General features: G+C 67.1%; 26 protein-coding genes and 1 riboswitch. Of the genes, 10 read left to right on the top strand and 16 right to left on the bottom strand.

Going from position 1 to position 22,088, the window contains the following annotated elements; translation table 11 throughout:
• Positions 1-47: 47 nt before the first annotated feature.
• The 3 genes from BJP32_RS03420 to rlmN all read right to left on the bottom strand — a co-directional run bounded on the left by BJP32_RS03420 (position 48) and on the right by rlmN (position 2,620).
• A complete protein-coding gene (locus BJP32_RS03420; RefSeq protein WP_046652476.1) occupies positions 48-872 on the bottom strand; it encodes a serine protease in 825 nt (274 codons plus the stop codon).
• 10 nt (positions 873-882) lie between these two features.
• The gene (locus BJP32_RS03425; RefSeq protein WP_003166326.1) at positions 883-1,326 is read right to left on the bottom strand and encodes a DUF350 domain-containing protein; all 444 of its coding nucleotides are present in this window, start codon (positions 1,324-1,326) and stop codon (positions 883-885) included.
• A gap of 130 nt (positions 1,327-1,456) precedes the next feature.
• The gene (gene rlmN / locus BJP32_RS03430; RefSeq protein ID WP_003166327.1) at positions 1,457-2,620 is read right to left on the bottom strand and encodes a 23S rRNA (adenine(2503)-C(2))-methyltransferase RlmN; all 1,164 of its coding nucleotides are present in this window, start codon (positions 2,618-2,620) and stop codon (positions 1,457-1,459) included.
• A gap of 118 nt (positions 2,621-2,738) precedes the next feature.
• Positions 2,739-2,904: riboswitch (yybP-ykoY riboswitch) on the top strand.
• 12 nt (positions 2,905-2,916) lie between these two features.
• Between rlmN and BJP32_RS03435 the strand changes: the two genes are divergently transcribed.
• Together BJP32_RS03435 and BJP32_RS03440 are read left to right on the top strand one after the other, a co-directional pair.
• Positions 2,917-3,507: a manganese efflux pump MntP family protein gene (locus BJP32_RS03435; RefSeq protein ID WP_083673858.1), complete on the top strand. Its 591-nt coding sequence runs from the start codon at positions 2,917-2,919 to the stop codon at positions 3,505-3,507.
• Between the two features lie 89 nt (positions 3,508-3,596).
• Positions 3,597-3,824: a hypothetical protein gene (locus BJP32_RS03440; protein WP_076222884.1), complete on the top strand. Its 228-nt coding sequence runs from the start codon at positions 3,597-3,599 to the stop codon at positions 3,822-3,824.
• A gap of 504 nt (positions 3,825-4,328) precedes the next feature.
• Here BJP32_RS03440 and BJP32_RS03445 read toward each other — a convergent pair.
• A complete protein-coding gene (locus BJP32_RS03445; protein ID WP_046652478.1) occupies positions 4,329-4,649 on the bottom strand; it encodes a hypothetical protein in 321 nt (106 codons plus the stop codon).
• Positions 4,650-5,232: 583 nt separating this feature from the next.
• Positions 5,233-6,096 (bottom strand): DNA adenine methylase, encoded by an 864-nt coding sequence (locus tag BJP32_RS03450; RefSeq protein WP_076222885.1) that lies wholly within the window; start codon positions 6,094-6,096, stop codon positions 5,233-5,235.
• A 167-nt stretch (positions 6,097-6,263) separates the two neighbouring features.
• Here BJP32_RS03450 and BJP32_RS17290 point away from each other — a divergent pair, with 167 nt between their 5' ends.
• The 8 genes from BJP32_RS17290 (at position 6,264) to BJP32_RS03485 (ending at position 9,429) form a co-directional block, all read left to right on the top strand.
• Positions 6,264-6,428 carry a hypothetical protein gene (locus BJP32_RS17290; RefSeq protein ID WP_158043288.1) on the top strand — a complete coding sequence of 55 codons (165 nt, stop codon included), beginning with the start codon at positions 6,264-6,266 and terminating at the stop codon, positions 6,426-6,428.
• A complete protein-coding gene (locus tag BJP32_RS03455; RefSeq protein ID WP_076222887.1) occupies positions 6,425-6,607 on the top strand; it encodes a hypothetical protein in 183 nt (60 codons plus the stop codon). The genes BJP32_RS17290 and BJP32_RS03455 overlap by 4 nt, the downstream gene beginning before the upstream one ends.
• Before the next feature lie 272 nt (positions 6,608-6,879).
• On the top strand, positions 6,880-7,155 hold the full coding sequence (locus BJP32_RS03465) for a hypothetical protein (RefSeq protein ID WP_143255405.1): 276 nt from the start codon (positions 6,880-6,882) through the stop codon (positions 7,153-7,155).
• A 10-nt stretch (positions 7,156-7,165) separates the two neighbouring features.
• On the top strand, positions 7,166-7,738 hold the full coding sequence (locus BJP32_RS03470; protein ID WP_076222892.1) for an SOS response-associated peptidase family protein: 573 nt from the start codon (positions 7,166-7,168) through the stop codon (positions 7,736-7,738).
• Complete coding sequence (locus BJP32_RS17295; protein ID WP_157683833.1) at positions 7,735-7,899, top strand: hypothetical protein; 165 nt, start codon at positions 7,735-7,737, stop codon at positions 7,897-7,899. Before BJP32_RS03470 ends, BJP32_RS17295 begins: the two co-directional genes overlap by 4 nt.
• Positions 7,900-7,934: 35 nt before the next feature.
• Positions 7,935-8,207, top strand: coding sequence for a hypothetical protein (locus BJP32_RS03475; RefSeq protein WP_076222894.1), 273 nt, complete (start codon positions 7,935-7,937; stop codon positions 8,205-8,207).
• Positions 8,208-8,264: 57 nt separating this feature from the next.
• Positions 8,265-8,501 carry a DUF5961 family protein gene (locus tag BJP32_RS03480; RefSeq protein ID WP_076222896.1) on the top strand — a complete coding sequence of 79 codons (237 nt, stop codon included), beginning with the start codon at positions 8,265-8,267 and terminating at the stop codon, positions 8,499-8,501.
• 70 nt (positions 8,502-8,571) lie between these two features.
• Complete coding sequence (locus tag BJP32_RS03485) at positions 8,572-9,429, top strand: Ku protein (RefSeq protein ID WP_076222897.1); 858 nt, start codon at positions 8,572-8,574, stop codon at positions 9,427-9,429.
• 183 nt (positions 9,430-9,612) lie between these two features.
• On the opposite strand, the gene BJP32_RS17035 is transcribed toward BJP32_RS03485, so the two are convergent.
• The 11 genes from BJP32_RS17035 to BJP32_RS03535 all read right to left on the bottom strand — a co-directional run bounded on the left by BJP32_RS17035 (position 9,613) and on the right by BJP32_RS03535 (position 22,088).
• Positions 9,613-9,789 carry a hypothetical protein gene (locus BJP32_RS17035; RefSeq protein WP_158043289.1) on the bottom strand — a complete coding sequence of 59 codons (177 nt, stop codon included), beginning with the start codon at positions 9,787-9,789 and terminating at the stop codon, positions 9,613-9,615.
• Positions 9,790-9,802: 13 nt separating this feature from the next.
• On the bottom strand, positions 9,803-10,174 hold the full coding sequence (locus BJP32_RS16875) for a hypothetical protein (protein ID WP_083673859.1): 372 nt from the start codon (positions 10,172-10,174) through the stop codon (positions 9,803-9,805).
• A complete protein-coding gene (locus tag BJP32_RS03495) occupies positions 10,171-10,692 on the bottom strand; it encodes a hypothetical protein (RefSeq protein ID WP_076222901.1) in 522 nt (173 codons plus the stop codon). The genes BJP32_RS16875 and BJP32_RS03495 overlap by 4 nt, the downstream gene beginning before the upstream one ends.
• Positions 10,693-10,984: 292 nt before the next feature.
• Positions 10,985-11,275 (bottom strand): hypothetical protein, encoded by a 291-nt coding sequence (locus tag BJP32_RS03500; protein WP_076222903.1) that lies wholly within the window; start codon positions 11,273-11,275, stop codon positions 10,985-10,987.
• Positions 11,272-11,640, bottom strand: coding sequence for a hypothetical protein (locus BJP32_RS03505; protein ID WP_076222905.1), 369 nt, complete (start codon positions 11,638-11,640; stop codon positions 11,272-11,274). The genes BJP32_RS03500 and BJP32_RS03505 overlap by 4 nt, the downstream gene beginning before the upstream one ends.
• Before the next feature lie 59 nt (positions 11,641-11,699).
• Positions 11,700-12,005 (bottom strand): hypothetical protein, encoded by a 306-nt coding sequence (locus tag BJP32_RS03510; RefSeq protein ID WP_076222907.1) that lies wholly within the window; start codon positions 12,003-12,005, stop codon positions 11,700-11,702.
• 12 nt (positions 12,006-12,017) lie between these two features.
• Positions 12,018-17,312, bottom strand: coding sequence for a hypothetical protein (locus BJP32_RS03515; protein ID WP_076222909.1), 5,295 nt, complete (start codon positions 17,310-17,312; stop codon positions 12,018-12,020).
• 196 nt (positions 17,313-17,508) lie between these two features.
• A complete protein-coding gene (locus BJP32_RS03520; protein ID WP_143255407.1) occupies positions 17,509-17,958 on the bottom strand; it encodes an NlpC/P60 family protein in 450 nt (149 codons plus the stop codon).
• Positions 17,958-18,428: a hypothetical protein gene (locus tag BJP32_RS03525; RefSeq protein WP_076222913.1), complete on the bottom strand. Its 471-nt coding sequence runs from the start codon at positions 18,426-18,428 to the stop codon at positions 17,958-17,960. The genes BJP32_RS03520 and BJP32_RS03525 overlap by 1 nt, the downstream gene beginning before the upstream one ends.
• The gene (locus BJP32_RS03530) at positions 18,428-19,342 is read right to left on the bottom strand and encodes a hypothetical protein (protein ID WP_076222914.1); all 915 of its coding nucleotides are present in this window, start codon (positions 19,340-19,342) and stop codon (positions 18,428-18,430) included. Before BJP32_RS03530 ends, BJP32_RS03525 begins: the two co-directional genes overlap by 1 nt.
• A 19-nt stretch (positions 19,343-19,361) precedes the next feature.
• Positions 19,362-22,088, bottom strand: coding sequence for a phage tail length tape measure family protein (locus tag BJP32_RS03535; protein WP_076222916.1), 2,727 nt, complete (start codon positions 22,086-22,088; stop codon positions 19,362-19,364).

Here is a 22,088-nt window from a genome sequence, read left to right on the forward strand (position 1 = left end):
GATCCACCTCCCCGTCCGCTTCGCGAACAGGGAGGAAAATCATTCGCTCACGTCGTCAGGCAGACCACCTGGGCGACGCGCAGATCCTGACGCAGGCGATCGGAGACGGCGCCGTAGTTCTGGGTCGTCACCGCCTGGCCGAGCGCCGCTTCGTCGGCGCGCTGCTGGGCGCCGACGGTGGGCACGAAGGTGTCGGGCGCCGTGGTGTAGATACGGCCGCGCCGGGGCGACTCGGCGATGGTCACGCCCAGCACCCGTCCGCGACGATCCAGCACCGGCGCCCCGGACAGGCCAGACAGCGTGCCCTTCAGCCCCCGCGTGCGTCCGGCCTCGGCCCAGGCCAGCACCGGCTCGTCATAGGAGCGGTGGCCGCGAATCTTCAGCGTCTCGCGGCCGATCAGGCGCGAGGCCACCTCGCCCGGCCGTCCCTGGGGGAAGCCGGGATGGAAGGCGCGCTGGCCCTTGTAGAGCGGCGCCTCGGGCGCGATCGGCAGGGCGGGCGGCCCGCCGTCGGTCAGCAGCAGAGCCACGTCCGCCCGCGCGGCCAGGCGCACGTCGGCGGCCAGGGCGCGAGTCTTGTCGATCACCAGGGCCGGCTTGCGACAGCCCTCGACCACATGGCGGGCGGTGATCCAGCGGCCGTCCCCGGCGATGGAGAAGGCCGTGCCCGACACCGGCTCGTGCTCGTCCGAAGTGTCGACGGTGACGGACGGGTCAAAGGGGGTGATCGGCCCCAGCAACGGTCCTGTCGGCTCTTCGGCATGGAAGTCGTGGGGCGCATCAGCCCGCTCGCCCCGGTTCAGCGACGCAACCAGGATCACGCCGATGACGGCGGCGTAGATGGTCCAGTCGGGAAGATGGGGAAAGCGCAAGGCCGCCCCCTCAACCCGTCAGGGCGGCCGCCAGGATCAAGGCGGTCGACAGCTTGGCCCCGGCCAGGACCACGGCGGCGGAGGTTTCGCCCTTCTCTATCCGTTGCGGCAGGCCGTGCAGCAGGAAGTCGACGACGCGGAAGGCCAGCAGTTGCAGCACCACCGTCGCCACGCCCCAGATGGCGATGTCGCGGATCGAGGTCGACACCGACAGGGACACCGCCAGCGGAATGGCCAGGCCCACCAGCACCCCGGAAAAGGCCACGGCGGCGGCCGGATTGCCCTGGCGGATCAGGGCGATTTCGCGCCACGGCGTCAGCAGGGCGTAGACCGCCGCCCCCGCCGCCAGCAGGCCGAAGGTCACGGCCAGATGCAGCATCAGGATCGGAAAGCCCGTCGCGAACGCCTGGAGTTCAGGAGTCGACAGAACGCCCGGCAACGACGAGGTCTCCATGACGACGAACCCTAGCCTCCCAGCCTGAAGGGGAACGAAACCAAAACACCCTTGCCCGAAAGCCTGACCATTCCGCTAGGGCGCCCGCGCCACAGTCGACGGACAAAGCGTCCAGACGGACGGTCGGGCCTCAGGCTGCGTCCGCCTCTTCGCGCTCGGCCTTCAGACGCGCCGAAGCCCGCAGTTTTTCGCTCTCGGACTTCAGCTGGCCGCAGGCGGCCAGGATGTCGCGGCCGCGCGGGGTGCGGATGGGCGAGGCGTAGCCGGCCTTGTTCAGGATGGCGGCGAAGGTCTCGATCGTCTTCCAGTCCGAGCACTGATAATCGGTGCCGGGCCAGGGGTTGAACGGGATCAGGTTGACCTTGGACGGAATGCCCTCGATCAGCTTGATCAGGGCGCGCGCCTCGGCCGGGCTGTCGTTGACGCCCTTCAGCATGACGTATTCGAACGTCACCCGGCGTGCGTTGGACAGGCCGGGATAGGCGCGGATGGCGGCCATCAGCTGATCCAGCGGATACTTCTTGTTCAGCGGCACCAGCTGGTCGCGCAGCGGGTCGTTGGTGGCGTGCAGGCTGATCGCCAGCATGGCCGCCGTGCGCTCGCCCAGGGCGTTCAGCTGCGGCACCACGCCCGAGGTCGATACGGTGATCCGGCGCCGCGACAGGGCGATGCCTTCGTTGTCGGAAATGATGTCGATGGCGTTGGCGACGTGGTCCAGATTGTAGAGCGGCTCGCCCATGCCCATGAAGACGATGTTGGACAGGCGGCGGTCTTCCTTGGGCGAGGGCCACTCGTCCAGGTCGTCGCGGGCCACCTGGACCTGGGCCACGATCTCGGCCGTGGTCAGGTTGCGGACCAGCTTCTGCGTGCCGGTGTGGCAGAAGGTGCAGTTCAGGGTGCAGCCCACCTGGGACGAAACGCACAGGGCGCCGGCCCGGCCCACGTCGGGGATGTAGACGGTCTCGATCTCGATGCCCGGCGCCGTGCGGATCAGCCATTTGCGGGTGCCGTCCTTGGACACCTGACGCTCGACGATCTCGGGGCGGGCCAGGGTGAAGGCCTCGGCCAGCTTGGCGCGGGTGTCCTTGGCCACATCGCTCATCAGGGCGAAGTCGGTGACGCCGTAGTGGTGGATCCAGCGCCAAACCTGGGAGGCGCGCATCTTGGCCTTTTCGGGCGGACAGATTTCGGCGTCGATCAGGGCCTGGCGCAGTTCGTCGCGCGTCAGACCGCTGAGGTTGACGGGCGTCTTGACCGGGGCGCTGGCGCGCGAGAGATCGAGCGAAATGCTCAAGGGCGGATGTCCTGCGGCGAAGAGTGAAGCGGCGGCGTCTAGCACAGATGGGGCGTCTTGTCGCCTTTGGCCATGCGCGGGTTGATAGACTCGGAACGAGGCGTTAGAGGGGCGGCCGTTGGGGAGTAGCTTCCGGCATATCCCAGCCGGGGTCGCGTCAACACACTTGCTCCTGTCGTCAGGAGCATGGCGCGATCAGCGGATCACCTCCGCCTAGCGAGACCAGCATGCTGCACCTGCGGGGCCGGCCCGTGCGTGGAGCGTGCTGTCATGCGTCCGGCCGAGTGTGTTTTCCCATGATGTCCCCTGTCGCCATCGCCGTCCTGTCCGTCAGCATGTCCGCCGACGCCTTCGCCGCCGCCATCGGGCGCGGCGCCCAGCACCGACCGACGGTGCCCCAGGCCCTGCGCTCGGGCCTGGTGTTCGGCGTGATCGAAGCCATCACTCCCCTGATCGGCTTCGCCCTGGGCGTGGCCGCCGCCGGCTTCGTCGCGGCGATCGACCATTGGATCGCCTTCGGCCTGCTGGGCGCGGTCGGGGCCAAGATGATCTGGGAGGCGCTGAAGCGCGACGAAGAAGCCGTCGAGGCGGCTGACGCAGGCGGCAAGGCCGCGTCGCGCGGCCTGCTGGCCCTGGTCGCCACCGCCGTCGGCACCTCGATCGACGCCGGCGCGGTCGGGGTCGGCCTGGCCCTGCTGGACGCGAACATCTGGCTGATCGCCGCCTGCATCGGCTTCACCACCTTCGCCCTGGCGACCCTGGGCCTTCTGGTCGGCAAGGCGGCGGGCGCGCGGCTGGGCAAGATCGTCGAGCTGGTCGGCGGCGTGGCCCTGATCGCGCTGGGCCTGAAGATCCTGCTGGAGCATCTGGGCGTTCTGGCGGGCTGACGAGACGCCGAAAGCCTAGCCTTGCTCCGAGACGGATTCAGGGGGATCATTCCGTCTCGCCGCTCGTTCACCGGTTGAAGGAGACTCCCATGCGCGCCCCCCTGTTCCTCGTCGCCGTCATTGTCGCGCCGCTGGCGCTCGCCGCCTGCGCTTCGACCCATCCGCTGCCGACCTATCAGCAGGAAATGGATAAGCTGGACGCCGAATGCCGCGAGCGCGGCGGCATCATCTCGCCCACCGGCCGCCAGACGGGTCGCCCGCAGACCGACTACGTCTGCAAGATCACCGGCGGCGCCTCGCGGATCCCGCAAAGCTGAGCCTCCACGGCCGCTTTATTTAGAAGAAATGGCCGAACGCCCGCTCTGTAAGATGTTCGACCGCTGATCGTCTGGCGGTGCGGCAGGAGCCACCATCTCCGGCCGCAGCCAAGAAACCGCTAAAGCAGACGCTCATTCCCGGTCATGCGCTTAAAGAGGTTGTCGAGCGCAGCGAGTAGGTATCCACCAAGTCCAGTCATATAGAGCCAACCGGCCATGCTGGATTTGGTTGCAGGCCGGGGCGATGGTCTGGCGCTGCGATCCATGTCCGCCGCCCGCACAGAACGACCGCTCATCCTCCCGCTTCGTTTTAACCCCAGCGACAGAGCTTCATCGGGATCAACTAAAGCACTCCCCCCGGTTTACTGGGGCGCTTTCTGTCGTTTGGAACCACTTCCCGCGCATACAGTTAGCCCGTCGCAGCCCGCCCCAACCCATCTAGGGCTGCCCTCTGTTGAACCGCGGAGCCCCTCGCTAGACGTCTGAGCGCCTGGCGAGGGGTCTTCAATTATCTAGGACGCCCCGCTCGAGCAGACCCACGACTACTGGGTCTTGCAGAGACGCGGCGACCTCGCGGGCAAACGCTCGATGAGCCTCAGCTTCATCCGTGATCAGGCGCTGACTGCCGTTCCGATGCGATGAAAGCTGAAAGGAAATCAGGCGCTGCTGCTTGGCCAAACGCTCTATTCGAACCAGCTTCACCCCCGCCTGATCGCGCAGAGTAGCGCGTGAACTGATGACCATGATCGACCTCCTGAACAGGCCCATAAAGGCGAGGCCGCGAAGAACCGTTCCAAGCGAAGAGAACACGGCGACGCCCGACAAGCGACAGCTCGACGAGAAGCGGCCTCCTCCGTTGTCGGCTCGGAGGATGGACGCGACGGCTTCAAAGCTCGCGTCGCCATAAGCCGCTGAATTAGGCTTAACCGCTAACCAGCGTGTAGGGTCTCGCCATCGTAGGCTAAGTTCATCTGGCCGTCTGCGACTGGTAGAGATCGGTAGCGCACGCCGAACACTCCCGCCTGAACGGCTTGGGAGTTGCCCGTGGCTTACTTTTGTTTGATCGACCTTTCGTCTTCCAACGTGCCCCATATGGAATTCTTGGAGGCTGAGTCCCCGACCGAAGCCGAGTTTGAGGCGCGCGCGCTGAGCCTGCTTCATCAGAGCGCGAAGACGACTAGCATCCTGAACGGCGAAGGCGAGGTTACGGCCGTCCTTCCGCCGCCCGGCAAGCCGTGAGCCGCCAAGAGCACGCCCATACTCGATACGGCTCGCCACGCCATCAGCGGCGCAACGGGGCGATGCGCGACCGTGTATCGCCGACATTTGACCAGGAAATCCGTGGTGGTTGGAGGCAACTACCAACGCACACCCACATTGGAACGGATCGTGAAACTGGCCGTCTAGCCTAGAAAAGGCTCGCCTGAGCCGCCGCCGGCGCCAGCTTCACCCCTTTCCCGATCAACAGTTCGGCCGCCGTCGACGCCTTGTCTCCGCCGGCGATGGTGTACGTCGTCTGCACGGCCTCGATGTCGGCCCAGGCGAACAGGTCGCGGATCTCTGGCCGATCATTGATCAAGAGCAGGAACTTCCCCTCGATCGCGCGCAGCTTGTCAGCCATGCGTTGGAAGTCCCCTCGCATGAAGACGCCGGCGCCATAGTCGCCCTCGCCGCCCCAGTAGGGCGGGTCCAGGTAGAACAGCGTGCCCGGCCGATCATAGCGCGCGATGACGTCGAGCCAGTCCAGGTTCTCGATGACGACGCTGGCGAGGCGGTCATGCAGGCGCCTCAAGCGCGGCTCCAGCCGCGTCAGATCGAAGTTGTGCGCTCCCTTGGTGCTGACGCCGAACGATCGCCCAGACATCTTGCCGCCAAAGGCCAGGGTTTGCAGGTAGAGGAACCGCGCCGCTCGCTCGATGTCGAGCAGGTCGCAGTCCTGCGTTTCGTTCAGCCTGGCGAACTCGCTTCGCATCGCCGGTCGCCAGCGCAGCTCGCGCAGCAGGGCGTCGGGAAAACGCTGCAGCACCCGAAACAGGGTGACGATATCGCCAGAGATGTCGTTGATGACCTCGACCGGCGGCCGAACCCGCCGGCGCAGGAAGACGCCGCCCATGCCGATGAAGGGTTCGACATAGGCGTCATGATCGGTCGCAGCCAGAATATGACAGATGGGCTTGGCCAGGTGGCGCTTGCCGCCCAGCCACGCTGCAGGCGGCTCGGCGGCCGCGACGGGGCGTTGGCCGAGATGGAGAACATTACGAGAACAATTCATTTGCGGGCAGGTCCCTTGCACGGTTAGGAGTCCCCCTCTCGCGAGAGCGGGGCGGCGACCGGCCGGGCGGCCGATCGGTCCAGTCGTGCGGGGACCTGCCCGCAGGTCGACGCGTTGGCGCGCGCCGATCCCGCCCCGGACGAGAGGCGGAATGGATGGAGGAGACGATGAAGCGAGACGAACCCAGTTCGCCGCCGGAGGAGCGGTTCAAGGCCGAGCTGCAAGAGCTGGCGGCCCTGATGGAGGAGCGGATCACGCCGCCGCCTCGCGATCGCGCGCTGATTGCGGGGCTGATCGCCGGCATGACCCATGTCGGGCGGCCGCCTCGATGACCGCCCCAGCGGACAAGGAACTGGCCGCCTTGATGCTGCGCCTAGCCGGCCTGGACCTTCACAGCGCAGACGGCCGGGCCGGGGCCGGGGCGATCCTTCGCGAGATCGAGACAAAGGCGCCGGGGACATTGGCGCGCCTGCGCACGGCGTGCGCTGCAAGGGGAGCGACGGCGCATTAAGCCATGCATCGCGAGTACGACGACACTGTCGCGGTGGATGACATCGCGCCCTGCGACCAGATGGAACTGACGTGCGCCTGCGGGCACAAGGTCGGCCCCGCGTGGGCTCTGTGGCCGAGGCAGGCCAGGCGCACGCCGATAAAGGACCTGCGGCCGTCCCTCAGGTGTCAGTCCTGCGGCCTGCGAGGCCCGAGCGTAACGATCAGCAGCTACGCCGGCGGCGGCGCCGGGATGCGTGTTATCTGGCGTTGGCCGCGTGACTGACCATGGGCATGAACCCCCGCTACAACAACTGGACGCGCGCTCAGTGGATGGGCCGCGCCGCCAAGGTCGGCGACCTCCAGCGCCAGGGCTGGCCCGTGGTCGCCTGCTGCCTGCGGTGTCATCTGGAGATGACCGTCGACCTGGCCGTCGTGCGCAGGGCGCTTGGCGAGGACTTCGTGCTCTGGGGCCGGACCGCGCGCTGCCGCCGCCGGCACTGTCAGGGGCGTATGTGCTTCTGGACCTACCCGCCTGAAGGTCGCGGCCTTAAGGTCGAAATGTTCTAGGGAGCCGCCGATGTGCAACAACTACCGCCTGCATGTTCCCGCTAACCAAATCGCCGCGCCGTTCCGTGACGCGGGCCGGTCGCTCGGCTTCCCGGGCGGCCTGCCCAACCTGGCTGCAGCCGACTACCGCATCGGCGACGTCGCGCCCGTCATCACCCAAGGCGCCGATGGTCTGCAGCTGACCATGACGCCCTGGGCGTGGAAGAGCCCGACCGGGAAACCCGTCTTCAACTTCCGCTCGGACGGGCGCTCTTTCGCCAAGTCGACCCGCTGCCTGATCCCCGCCGACGGCTTCTACGAGTTCACCGAACCCAAGGTGCAGGGACGAAAAACGAAGTGGCTCTTCACCATGGCTGGCCAACCATGGTTCTGGATTGCCGGCCTCATTAAGGAGGGGGCTTTCTCTATGCTGACCACCGAGCCGGGCCCCGACGTCGCGCCCTACCACGACCGCCAGATTGTCCTCTTGCCGCCGGGCGCCGGCGTCCACTGGCTGGATCTCAGCGCGGCCGAAGACCTCATGCTGCAGCCCTGCTCGGCCGGATCACTGACCGTGCAGAAGGTCTGGCCCGAATCGCCATGACGGCCGAGACCGATCAGCAGAAGGCCGCCCGCTTCGAGGCCGAGGCCCATGACCTTCACCGTCGGTCCCGCGCGGCGGCCAGCCTGCCCGCGTCCATCGTCCTGCGCTTTCGCGCACTGTGGAAGGAAGAGGCGGCGCGTCTGCTGCGGCGCCAACGCTAGGCCGCGACAGGGCGACTCAGCTACACCACCGCGCCATGACGCCCGAACAACTGACCCCCGCTCTCGACGCCATGCTGGCCTCTGCCGGCGAAGACCCCGACCTTCAGCCCGGCCTCATCGAGATCAACAGCGATGAATGGTGCGATGATCTCTACGCGATCGATCACACGGCCAAGTCTCTGGACGAAGGCATCCGACATCGAGGCATCAAGGTCGCCATCTCCTCGGCGTTTGAAACGCGAGTGCTGACCAGATCCGAGGCGGGCGATCGGGGCGAGCCCTATCGGGATGTGACGCCAGCCGCCTGACGCCGAATCATGGAATCCTTTTCTGGCCCCCTGCGTTCAGACAGAGAGGAGCCGCGAATGATCGAACCCGAACAGCATCGCTACCTCGCCTACGCTGAAGGCCTCGGCCGGGCGCACGGCCACGTCCTGGAAGCCGGCAGTTTTGAAGCGGCGGCCGTCGGATTTACCGAACTCTACTCTCCGCCCGTCGACGCCGACGACGAGATCCGCATCTTCGTGGCGGACCTGGACGGCGGGCAGGAACACTGCTTCGTCATCGACCTGAACGACGGGCAGGCGGAGCCCTGCGACTGAGCATAAGGGAGCGAATCACCGGGCCCGGTGTTGAGTCGGCGGCGCATGCGGCGCCGCCCGGAGGTCCGACATGGCTTATCGCCCCACCTGGCAGGGACACCTGCGCCTTTCCCTCGTGACATGCCCGGTCGCGCTTTACACCGCGACCAGCTCCGGCGGCGATGTACGGTTCAACCTTATCAACCCTGAGACCAACAACCGCATTCGCATGGTGACGACCGACCCCGACACCGGGCCGGTCGAACGGTCTTCGCTGGTCAAGGGCTACGCCGTCGCCAAGGACGAGTACATCCTGCTGACCGACGAGGAGATCAAATCGGTCAAGCTGGAGAGCACCAAGACGATCGACATCGAACGCTTCGTGCCCGAGGAGGAGATCGACCGCCTATATTGGGACAACCCCTACTACCTAGCCCCGGCCGGAGCCTTGGCCGAAGAGGCGTTCGGGGTTATCCGCGAGGCTATGCGATCTGAGGGCAAGATCGCTCTCGGTCGTGTCGTTCTGTCAACGCGGGAACGCCTGCTGGCGCTTGAGCCGCGCGATCGCGGCATTCTGGCCTATTCCCTGCGCACACGCGACGAGGTCAGGGCGTCGCGGGAAGTGTTCGGGGCCATCACGGACCAGGCTCCCGACCCCGCCATGGTCGATATCGCCCGCCGCATCATCGAGCAAAAGGCCGGCCCGTTCGATCCTGACCAGTTCGTCGATCGTTACGAGGAAGCGCTCAAGGCGCTCATTGCAGCGAAGCAGAAGGGCCAGAAGCCGGTCCGCGCCGCTGAGCCTGAAGACACGGACGTGGTGGATCTGATGGCCGCATTGCGCGCCAGCCTGGAGGGCGGCGCTGCGCCTCGGCGTCGGACGGGGGCAAAGACCCAAGCGGCGCCGGCGAAGGCGCGTCGAGCGGCGCCCCGCCGCAAAGCCGGCTAGAAGCCGCCTTTTCACGCGGTTCCAAACGACGAAAGGCCCGCCCTCCGAAGAGAGCGAGCCTCAATGGCGGAGCCCGAAGCTCGACGCCTTGCAATCCGGGCTCGCATCCCCATCTAGGATAGGAGCCTCGGCTCATTAGGCCCGTCTGAGTCCCAATGTGGCAGACGGGTTTTCTTATGCCCGTCAGCCAGGCCTGGGCGGCAACTCAGGCGGCGGCGGGCAACTCAGCCCCTTCATACCGTTGTCGGCCGCCCAGCGGCACAGCCGCCCGACCGCATCCCATCCGCGCTCGCCCCAGCCCTCGATGGCGATGTCATGGGCTATGCCCGCTGCTTCGCTGCGCACCGCTTCAGGCGCCATGACCGGCTTGGCCTCAACGGCCAGGTCGGCACTCGGGGGGTAGATCGGCGTCACGCGTTCCCTGCTCGCGCAGCCGGTGACAAGCAAGAGCGACGCGGCCAGCAGTGGGGCGAGCGTCAGGGATCGAAGAGACCGCATCGGTCCGTTCCTTTTCCAGTCGGTTGTTGATCTTCAGGTCGGTCAGCCGGTCATCAGCTGCGCGATCGTGCGAAGCGGCGCCCGTGGTGCGCGCCTTGGCGTTGGCCGCCTCGACGGCGCGGTCCTCCTTGGCCCGTTCCCGGCCGGGCGCCGTGGCGGCGCACCAGCCCATGACGAACAGCAGCAGGACGCAGAGGGCGATGACGGCCCATGACGCCGGGCCGATGGCGCGAAGAAAATCTCTCATCGCGCGATCTCGAAATGCGGCCCGTCCAGCAGGGCGCTCTTGCCCATTGCCTTGCGCCGCGCCTTGTAGCCTTCGAGGGCAGCCTTCATCGCCGCAGGCCCGGCCGGGAGGTCGTTCAGCACCCGGTCCCACGCTCCGCCCCAGACCAGACGAACCCCGACCAGAATGGCGGCCTCCCGCATGGCCGAGGCGATCTCATAGAAGGGCTCGATGACGGCGCCCGCCTTCGTCTTCACCCGCCAGTGGTCGTCGCCCCAGGTGAAGACGCCGTCGATGTAGGGGACCAGATCCAGCCCGGTCGAGAACGCCGTGCCCGCCTTGATGACGTGCGCCGAATCCATGGTCCGCGACACGCCACGCCGCACCTTCTCGGCCTGTTCGTTCAGCGACCGCGACTGCTCTTCGGTGATGCCGAAATCGACGGCGCATCGGTTCAGGGCGATGACCGCGACCGCCATCAACAGCGGATCGACCGCGCGCGCACGGTCCATCGACCGCTTGGAAAAGCGGAATCCCATTGGGTTCTCCAGTTCGGATTGAAATGACAGGCTTGGCCGCAACCTCAATCAGAGGACGGCGTTCGGATTCCCCTGACAGGGGAGTAGATGAAATGACGCAGACACCCGTCGTTCAGCGGGCCTTCCAACTGGCGGACAGCGGTCGATATCGCATTCCGTCGGAAGTGCGCAGGGCGTTGGTCCGAGAGGGCTACACGCAATCAGACGTGTTCGGCCTTGAGGGGAAGGCGACATGGAGCCAGCTGCGCGACCGATGCGGCAAAGCAGTAGGGCAAGGTTCCGCCACAGCTAACTAAGCCGCCCGGCTCGCGCTCTGCCGTCTCACGTTCCGCCACAGAACATGGGCGGTGTAGGCCACGGCGCAGACCAGCAGCGCCTCGGTGCGGGATGCGCCGTAGTCCCCGACCAGAACGGTCAGGGAATAGGCGCCCAGGATCAGCGACAGGATGAAAAGCGCACGTCGCACATCGCCCGGTCCCTCAGGGTAGTCGCCCATGCGGGGCTTCAGCGCCTGCGCCCGCAGTTGCAGGCAGGCGCTGCCATAACCGCTCGCCATCGCGGCGATCCAATCGACCCAGGTCATCCCGACTTCTCCTTGCCTAGACGAGAGGCCCAGCGCTTGGCCCCCTCGATGACGAGCGGCAGAAGCTCCCAACCCAAACCACCGACGACGAAGCCGACGGCGACCGGATCGACGGCCGCCCTCAACCCCTCGAACGGGATCATGGCGACCATTGCCGGGCCGAGAGCGAAGGCTGCGACGGTGCCGACCAGCAGCCCGGCCGTCACATTCGCCAGCGCCCGCCAGAAGTCACTCAGCGTCGGCCGGTGCCCGGCCTTCACCAACTGGACGAAGGTGTAGACGCCATAGATCAGCGCCCCGGCCGCGCCCCCGAAAGCATAGCGCAGCCGCCCCAGGTCGAAGCCGGGGGGTAGATCAGACAGCATGCGCCGCCCTCCCATTTCAGATTGTCAGGAAACGGCCCGCCAGAGGCGAACCGGGTTCGTTACGCCGCCGGAGGCGTCGGATTGGGCGCCGAGACCGGCGGTGACGCTGCGGCTGTCAGCCGGGCGATCTCGGCGTCCAGCAGGCCCGGCAGGCCCTGGGCGTGGTTGATGAAGCTCTGCGCCGCCACCGCCCCGGCGCCGGAGAGGGTAGGCAACAGAGCGGCGGCGGCCGCGATCGCTGCCTGATGCTCGGCTGTGATCAGCGCCTCGCGGAACGCCAGAAGCTTGTCGCGCCTCAGCGCCGCCACCTGACGCTCTGCGGTCGCGATGTCGGCAAGCAGCTGCTGTTCGGTTTGTTCGGTCATTGAGGGTTCTCCTTAATCCTCGACGCAGACGACGTTCAGAAACTGGCTGCGATAATTCCCCGCCCCGTTCAGCCAGGTGAAACTGCGACCCGACATCTCGACCCGGTACTGGCGGTCCAGGGTGTTTCGATCTGGATCGACAAATGTCGCGGCGCCGCCGCAGACGACCTCCTGGCCTTCTTCGAAAAAGTCGCCGCCGTTGATGCCCCAACTGCGGCGCTGGCCGGTGGCGGCGAAGGTTGCGACCAACTCAAATGCGCCGCCGTTCAGTGAACGATACAGGCGGATTTGCGCCGTCGGATCGTTGGAGACGTCCTCGTAGCTGGGCGGGAACGGGGGGGAATAGCTGGTGCTGGCGACGCGGGTTTCCGCTGCGTAGCTGAACACGATCGTGATCGTTCCGCCCAACGACCCGAAACGGCCCGTTTGAGCGGATACCGTCGCGCTCTGATCAGACGTGCGAGCTGACGCCTGCAACTGACCGGCCGAAATCCCGCCCTTGTAATAGGCGGCGCCATTGGCGTCGCGCCACTCGGTCGCATTCGACTTGCGCATGGCCGAGGGATCGATATTCGGCCCAAACCAATATATCATGTCGTCGTTCGGCAGCATGCCGATGACGATCCGCGCGTTCCCCTTGGTCCAGATGATGGCGGGCAGATCCGGGTCGATGGCGATCTGCTTCAGCAGCCCGACGAACACCTTTCCGGCGAAATGAGCCGAGGTGCCGACCAGCCGGAACACCGGCACGAACAGGCTGCCGACCTTGGTCCACAGACCGATGGCCTGGGCGCCGAGGTTGATCTCCGACACCGGATTGCCGTTGTCGTCCTCGGCCTTCATCTGGACGAACGCTTCGGCGCTTCCGGCCGACACGGTGCGTTCGGCCCAGGCCTTGGTCTTGCCCTCCAGCGTGCGGACGGCGCCCGCCGTCTCCTCGACTTTGGCTAACTGACCGCCGCCTGCAGGCGCGCTGTAAGCGGGCAGTTGTGTCGCGCCCGGCGCCATACGGGCCCACGCCCAACGGCGAGCGGACACAATGGCGGTGCTCGACGTAGAGCCCTGGCTGTGGATGTAAGCCTCAATCGTCAGATAACCATCGGCAGGAACGGTGAAGACGCTGCCCACACGATGCCAGTTCGTCTGACCGTACTGCGATTGGAAATCGGCGGCGGGGATTACTCCCCACAATGTGCCGTCGGCGTTGAACAGCCGCACGCCCACGGCCCAGCGCGCCGCCGGATGACCATAGGCCGGGCTTTCATCACGCGCGTCAAAGGCGAACCCGATGCGCTCGCCTGCCGACACGCGCCAGGCCCGCATTCCATAAGAGTTCGTTTCCGGACCAAATGGCCCGCCGCCGAAGTCGAGCGACCCCAACACGACGACGCCAGGGTCTTGGATGCCACCGCCGTTCTTTAGGGCGAAGAGATACTCGTTCTCCCAAATGCCGAGACTGATAGAGGAGCCAGACCCGTTCCAGTGCTGGCGAAAGCCCGTCATCCCCTGCGCCAGGTCGGCATTGTTGAATTCATTCGTCCCGGCGCGCGCCTCGAGCAGATCCTGGCGCAACGCCATGACGCCCTGCTCGCCCGCGATGGCGGTGAACTCGCTCGACAGGCGGGCCGACATGGTTGGATAGGAACCGCGCGCCTGGCCGGTCTCTATCTCGGCGGCCGTGGCCTCTCGCACCAGCGCCTTATGCCAGACGATAATCTTGGCGCTGATCGCCCCGAAACCGTCGACATAGCCGCTCATGGCGAACAGATCGAACCACGCCACCGCCGGGTTTTCGACACGCACGATCTTGCTGAAGGCATAGGTTCTGCCGGGCGCGCCGCTTCCAACGGCATTCCCAGAACTGTCTGGGTCTGCCCGGAAATCGATAGAGTTAGCGACCAACGCCCCCGTGTTTGGGCCTGCCGACTGGAGCAAAAGCAGGCCCGCGCCGTCGAGGCTGCCAGCCTCCAGCGTCACCATCGCCTCCAGCACATACCAGCCTGGCTTGGGAGTGCGTCTGAACCCCTCATGGCGCGCCATGATGCCGGTGATCCGCCCTACCGGGACCACATATCGAAGAGCGTATCGCGAGAGCTGCCCAGCCACGACCGTGCGGTCATGGCCCCAGCTCCAGTCCGCCCAACCGGGCGCGACCGCTGGAAACGGCGCCTCAGGATCAGCAGCAGCGAACGTCGGATTGGCGTTCATCGCCCCGGCCGCCGCATTGGTGACCGCGACCTCACGAACGTCGCTGACCTCTTCCACAATGGCGCCCAGACCGGCCTTGACCGCATCGACGTCGGTCAGGATTTCCTCCCGCGTGCGGCCGCCTAGGTGAGTCGCATCCCCCGCCACCAACTGCCCCGGCACGCGCGGCCCGATCACCAGAAACTGGCTCGGCACGCCCTGGGCCGACAGGTGCGTGATCGCGACGAAATGCTCGACGCCGGGCGTCAGATTGCCGATCTCCAGCGCCTTGGTCAGCGGCGCGCCTTCGTAAGCTTCGGTCCATGGGCCGTCAGGCGTCAGGCCCCAGGCGATGCGCACGGCCGCCACGTTGGGATCATTGACCTCGCCGCGCACGATCAGGATCGGCTGCGACACGCCGTTCGCGTCCGGCCCCTTGGCGTCCACCGACCAGACCGATTCAAGCGGCGCGCCCGGAACCGGCTTGACCACCGTCACCTGCAGCGGCGGCGATACGCGGCCGTCCACCGTCGCGGCGGTGATCTCGATCTCGACGCGCGTGGCCTCGACGCCTTCCACAGGCGCCTCGCGCAGCGGCGGCGCGACCAGCTCGCGCGCAGCCGCGTCCAGCGCAGGCAACGGCGCCCAGCTGCCAGCCTCGCCCTCCTCGCCCTTGGCGCGCCAGCGGACCGAGAAGCCGCTCAGCGGCGCACCCCGCCATGTCGGCATGTCGAAGCTGACGCGCACGGCGTGCGCATCGGCCGTGACGCCCAACAGCGTCGGGCGCGGCGGGTTTGCCTGGCGGTCGCCGGACAGCTTGGACGTCAGCGGCGGGATCGGCCCCGTTTCACCGGCCATCAACAGCGGCGCGACATAACGCACGCCGGTCAGCACGGCTGTCAGGTTCTCGCCCGGCTCGATGGCGATGATCTCGACGTCCTCGCTGACCTTCTCAACCTCGCCGAAAGCGATCAGGTCGCCGGCCGCCGGGCACACGCTCGGGGCGCGGGCCGAGGCGAACAGGATCTCGCGCGTGACGCCGGGCTGCGTCTGGATGGGCACCCCGTCGTACAGCCCGCCCTTGGTTCTCAGGTCGACGGCGTAGCTGACGCCGGCGAACATCTCCACCGGCGCGGAAAGGCGAAGGCCAACCACGGCCGACCCGTCTTCACTCCAGCGACGGCAGCGCACCCGCGCCGATCCTCCGCCAGCACGATTCCAGGCCAGACGAACGCGAGAGCCGTATTGCGAAATCAGGTGCTCGACGTCCGCCGTCCAGGTGTCGATCCGACGCTGATGCCGGCGTTGACCCAGCTTCCACCGTCCGTCGCGATAGGCGCGGTTCGGCGTGGCCTGACCATCCAGCGTCAACGCCTCGATCAGGCTGGCCGCCTTGATCCCGTTCGCCGGGTCGGCCACCTCGCCATAGCCGTCGTTGTAGACAAACAGTTCGTCCGGCTCGCCGCCCTTCTCGATGTTCTGGAACTCGACGCGCAGGGCGTGGACCGGGTCGGGATAAACGATCTCCCACCGATGATCCTTCAGGTTATCGTCAGTAAAGACCTGCGCGGGAATGGGCTTCTCGACCCATGGCGAAGCCGCCAACTGCGTTCCATCCCAGAAGACGCCTGCGCGACCGGCCCGCTCCAGAATGGCCAGCGCCTCCGACTGAGTACGCGCCTCGGTCAGATAGAGGTGGCATTTCCAGTCGTACTGCTCGCACAGCTGATGCCACACGCGCAGCCGCGCGTCGGCCTGGGCGGGCAGAAGAGGCTTGGCCGGGGCCGGTCCGGTCAGCAGCCAGCGCGCCAGTGCGGCCGGGTTCGACGTCGCCACCGGCGGACCCCACGCGCCGCCCGTCCAGGTCGAGCACTTCGGCTTGATGCGACAGGTGATCGGAGCCAGCCCGCCCTGGTTGATCGCCGTCGCCCTGACGGCGAACTCGATGATCGACAGGGTTTCGTCCGCGACCGGCTTGCGGAAGGCGACAGACTTGATCGCGCTAACCATGATGGTGTCGCGGCGCTTGTCGTTGCCATCGTCCGGTCGGTTGCGCGTCAGTTCGAACTCATATCGGCCGTGCGGCAGGTGGACCGAATGCGTGACCCGGATCGGATCCTTGGTCGCGCTGGTCCGCGCCCAGCTCGGCCCCGATTGCCACGGCCCGGTGGCGACACCCGTCTGGTCGATGGGGCGATAGCGGACGGCGACCGACGCATGGGCGGTCAGCACGCGTCCGTCGTCCTTCTGGAAATACAGCCCGGCCGGCAGGAAGAAGTCGAGATCGAACCGGCTGCCGTCCGACGACGCAGCGCGGATCAGCGGCGTCGCACTCGACGGCGTCGCCTTCAGTTCCTCGTTCAGGTCCAGCTGGTCGACGTCGTTCGGATACAGCTGGAAGGTGCGCGGCCCCGGCTCCAAGTGCTGCACCATGCGGAAGTCGCCCGCGCCCATGGTGCTGACCAGGGTGTCGCCGATCTTGACCTCGGACACCTCGCACGGGCCGTAGTGGACGCCCAGGACGCCGTACATCCAGACGTCGTCGCCCTGGCTCTGGGTGAAGGTCTTGGCCGCCAGATCCGGTACGGTCACCACCTCGCCGAGGGCCAGCGGCATCGGCCCCCACTGGCGATACTGATTTGACGCGCTCTGCAGCGCGTAACGGTCGTTGGCCTTCGTCGTCTTGCTGTCGGGCGCATACAGGCTCGCGATCAGCGCCTGCCCGCCCAGGGTGATCGCCGCCGCCGCCGCGCGCGCCAGCAGCTTGCTGGTGATCATGCCGCCAGCGCCGCCGCCGACCCAGGCCGAGACCGCGATCACCGCCACCGTCAACAGGATCTGGCCGATGTCCTTACGACCGCCGCCGCCTCCGCCCATGGGCTCGACCACAACGTTGACCACCTGATCGGCCTCCAGGACGTGATCCAGCGCCGTCTCCCGATCCAGCCGCGCCCCGTCGACGTAGATTTCGGTGCGGTTCAGCGCCTCGATCGGCAGGCCCGCCTTCACCGCCTCGACCAGCATGGCGCGCACGGTCAGGCCCTCGACCACCGTCAGGTCGAAGGCGTCCCGGCCAAAGGCCTCAGGCGTCACGACGATGGGCAGCGAGCCGTCAGCCACGGGCGCCTCCTTCTCTCAGGTTGTCGGTGATGAAGCGCACGGCGTGCGCTGCCTGCGTCGGGTCGAGAAGGCGGAGCCTTCTGACCGCAGGCGACTAAGAAACCCTGCGTCGGGTCGAGCAGGCGGAGCCTTCTGACCGCAGGCGTCTAAGGAGACCTGCGTCGGGTCAACCCGAAGGGCCGACAGCCGCAAGCCGCTAAGAAACGGCGATGTCTGTGACGAAGGCGGGCACAAAGGCCCCCTTCAGCCGATACCGACCGCCCGGTTCGTCCAGGTCCAGCAGGGCCGTCTGCATCGGCGTATCGGCGTGCAGGATCAGGCGTGACGTCAGCATGTAGCCGACGTGCCCGGCCCGCCCCATCCAGGTCAGCCAGGCGACCACGCCCGCCTGGGGTTCGACAGGCCGCCACGCCGCCAGCCCCTCAGCCAACAGCCGCGCCCGTTCGCGCGTCCCGGCCGGGCAGACGATGGCCGCCTCATACAGATCCAGATAATCCGGCACCTCGATCCCGCTGAACGTCCTGAGGCACCACCGGGTCAACCCCCGGCAATCCCACCCGTCCGGCGTGTCGCCCTTGACCAGGAACGGCGCCCCCACCAGCGGCGCCGCCCGCCTGACCAGATCGCCCGGCACCGTCATTCTCATCAGAACATTCCGGGCGTCGTCGCAGGCGTGTAGCTGACGGCGCAGGCCGGCTCTTCGTTGAAGTCGCGGGGCCGGATGACGGCCGTAGCCTTCGTCCTGTCTCCCTCGGTAGAGGCGATCCGCGCATCCATCAGGGCGCGCTCGATGACGTTGGGATCGGCCACCCGAACGACCGACAGATCGATTTCCGGCGGCTCCTCGGCAGCGTCAGCGGCCGCCTCGATCACCTGATCAACATTGGCGATGGTCAGGCGCGCCTGACCGAACGGACTGTCCTGGCTCGCGCCGGCCCAGCTGAGTTGAAACGGATAATGGACGTGCTCGACGCCGTTGGACGTCAGGCCGCCGGGCCAGTCCGTGACGTTCAGCGGTTCGTCCAAGCCTTCGCTGCGGATGGTCACTAACTGCGCCACGGCGTCCGGCTCGCCCCTGAACGCCGCCTCCACCATCGCTTCGGTCACATCAGGCATCAGGCGGTCTCCAGCCAAAGAGCGACATCCATGATGTGCAGGGCGCCCCGCGTTTCGCTCAGGCGCGGCGCCCCATCAGCCGCCCAACTGCCGACGCAAAGCCGCTCGCTGCCCGGCTCCACGATCCAGAAGCTTCGCGCCGTCGCATGGAAGGCCTCAAGCATTGCGCGCTGAACGACGTCGCAACGGATCTGGCCGGACAGCTTTCGTGCGGCGTCGGCCGTGATGGGACGCGACATCGGACGCCCCGGCCCGGCGTCGAACTCGATCATGCCGGGCTTGGGTTCGAAGCCCGCGCCGACGCCGAACTCCCTCAGCGCGCCCGGCCACGACGGCCGCTTCAGATCGACGTTGGAATGCAGGCCGGGCGACCACAGGAGCGGGCTCTGCGAGCCCTGCGGCGCTTCCGCGATCAACGGCTTCAACAGCACCGCCTCTATGGCCTGCCCGGCCCCCGTCGCCCGGCCGCCCGCCTCGACTGCGGCGCTGACGGCCGAGGCGGGCCGCTCGATCCGCGCCCAGGCGCGGTAATAGGTGTCCAGCAGCCCGTCGCGGGCGACGCCCCAGCTGGCCAGCACCGGCCGCCGCACGGTCAGCTCATGCGCCATCAGCACGGCGCCGCCGGCGTCGAAGAAGACCAGGCGGGCGAAGGGCGGGACGGCCGCCCCGGCGACAAACGCGGCGGCGACCAGAGAAACCTCTACGACAGAAACCCCCTGAACGTCGGCCCGCGCCGTCGACGCCGGCGTGATGGCGAAGGATTGTCCAGCGCTGCTGGAGGTGCCCGAGGCGCGAATGACGCACCGACCGGGCGCGCCCCGCTCCGTCTCATCCTTCGACAGGGTCATGCCTGCCGTGGCGGCCCAACCGTCGACGCCGTCAAGGGCGCCCGCGTTGGTCAGTCGGTTGATCATGACGACTCCCGATCAAATCCTAGCCGCGACGTCTCGGCTGGGGCGTCGCCCGCTGCGCCCGCGCAAGGCTCCCGTCTTTGCCCGCCTTGGCCAGTTGGCTCTTGAAGAGCGGCTCAAGCTCCAGTTCGAGGCCGCCGCCCGCATTTTGCGACAGACGGCCGGTCATCGGTTCCGAGCCATAGTTCTTGATGGTCAGACCGCCGAGGTTGACGTTCATGCCGCTGCCGCCGGCGGCCGCCTGCCGCGCCCGGTCATGCTCCATCACCTGCGACCCGCGTGGCAGTCGCAGTAGCTCAGGGCCCCGTTCCCCGACCCATTTCCAGCCGCCCTCGGAGAAGTCCGTCCCTGCCGCGTGGCCGCTTCCGAACAACTGCGAAAGGGCGCCGCCCAGATCCATCCCGCCGCTGCTGAAGCCGCCGCCCAGCGATCTAAGGAATCCGCCCCAATCCAGCTCGCCCAGGGCGTCGCCGAGCTTGACCAGCCACTTGTCCGTGGCGCGGTCCAACTGGTCATAGAGAGCATCGCCTAGACCGCTGCGCTTGATGTCCAGCAGCATATTGCTCGTCCAGGCGCGACGGGCGCCCGTAAGCGCAGCATCCAGCTCTTCCTTGATTTCGCGTCCCGCCTGTTTCAGGCCCTCGCCGCGATTCAGGTTTCCGCGCTGTTCGATCTCCCGCGCGCGCCGCTGAATACGATCGGCAACGCTCAACCGGCGATACTCTTCTTCGTCACCCGACAGACGCGCCAGGTTCAGCCGATGCTCCGTCTTGGCGTCAGCGATCGTCCGTTTCAGTGCAGCGGCGCGCGCCTCGACCAACTGGTTGCGCTGCGCCTCAGCGAGGTTGGTCGCGGTCGCCAGGTCATAGCCCGCCTTCTGAAAGGCAAGGATACGGTCCTCATGCTCGATCCGCTGGCGCTGGTTCTCCAGTGATCGTTCTTCGCCCAGGAGCCGCATCACCTGCGCCTCAGCTTCACGCTGCAGCTTCAGGCCCTCTTCGTCCCTCTGGACCTTCATGGCCTCCAGCAGGCGCTGCTCTTCCTGCGTCGCACGGCTCTTCGCCAGGGCCGCCGCCACGCCGTCGTCTTCCAACTGCCGGATGCGCGCACGGACCCGCGCCTCAGCCTCAAGGTCGCGAACACGGTCCAGATTGTTGGTCGCCTTGGCTTCCTGCAGCGAAAGGTTGGACTGGACATCCTCCTCCCGTCGCGTCCGCTGCAACAGCTCGCGGGCCTGACGCTCGGCCTCCCGCCGCGCGCGATCCGCGTCCCGCGCCGCCCTGTCCCGATCCTTCTTGCCGGCGTCCTGGCGATCCTTAGCCTCTTGCGCCGCCTGATTGGCGGCCGCCGAGTTCGCGGCATCCTCACGTTCGCGATTGTCCCAGTCGCGGAGGAAGGTCTCAGTGAACAGCTTCGTCTCAGCCTGGCGGCGAGCGAACGGCGTCAGCGCCGCATCGCGACGAAGCTCAAGGTTCTCGATCCGCTCATCGCGCGTGGTCTGCAACCACTCCCCCAGCTTGGTCCAGTAGTTGGACATGCTGCGGGTGGCGACATCCCAAAAGCTGCTCAAGTCATCGACCTTGTCAGCGTGCCCGCTCATAGCGCCGGTCAGCGCCTCCAGCAGCACCTTCTGCGCCGCCGTCCGGTCGCCCAGCTTGGTCAGACTGTCGATATGGTCGAGCGTCTGCTGGTCCAGCAGGCCGAACTGGCGCGTCATGTCGCGCGCCGCCTTGTCCGGTTCAGACATGGCCTTGGCCAGCAACTCTGTCGCTGCCCTGGCGTCCACGCCCATGAAGGCAGCATAATCCTTGGTGACGGCGACTAGGCCGCTCATCACCTCGCCGCCGATCTTGCCGCTCGAGACATAGGCGGTCGCCATCTCCTGCGCAGACTTGATCGAGATCTCGCCCGCCTCAGCACCGGCCTCGGCGGCCGCCTTCAGCTCGGCGCCGGACATCTTGGCCGTGCGTCCAAGACCAGTCGCGGCCCTGTCCAGCGCCGCTGACGACTTCTCCGCCTGGGCCCAGGCCACAGCCATGGCGCCGGTCGCCCCGGCCAGGAGCCCGGTCGCCCCGACCAGCATCGTCAACGGCCCCGTCAACTTGATGGCCGAGGTCGACCAGGCGTCCAGGATCTGCGGCCCCTGCTGGATCGCGATCATGAAAGGGCTCATGCCCATTAACCCCGTGGTGAAGACGTCCGCCCCCTGACGCGTCAGGTTCAGGCGTGACGTCATGACGTTGCGGCTCAGCCCCTTGCCCTGCCGGTCCAGCGCCGCCGTCGTCTCATTGTACCGCTGCTTGGCTAGGTTCTGCGCCTGAGCCAGCTGTTCGGTCGTGATCTTTCCTCGCCGCGCCAGCGCGTCGTACTCGGCCAGTTCCTGGTTCAGCTTTCGTTGCGCCGCCCAAGCCGGGTTCAGGCCCTCCAACAACACCTGCGCACGCCGATCATAGGCCTTGTCTGCGGCCGCGAGCGTCCGCCCCGCAACCGAAGCGCGCGCGTTGGTCCCCCCGCTGACGCCGGTCGTCTGGTCGATCCGGCTCTGCAGCGCCGTGTTCGCCTGGGCGGCCGCCTTGGCCACTTCGCGCAGGCGCTCGACCTCGCGCATGGCGGCGGCGGCGGCCTTCTCAGACCCGGCCGCCGCCTTCTCATTCATGCGAACCAGCGCGCGCTCCGCGCCCTCCGCCTCGCGGATGACGTCCTTTCCGCCCTCAGGCTTCAGGCGAATGGCGACCTGTTTGGTGCTCAT

Source organism: Brevundimonas sp. ZS04 (genome assembly GCF_001956865.1).
GTDB lineage: Bacteria > Pseudomonadota > Alphaproteobacteria > Caulobacterales > Caulobacteraceae > Brevundimonas > Brevundimonas diminuta.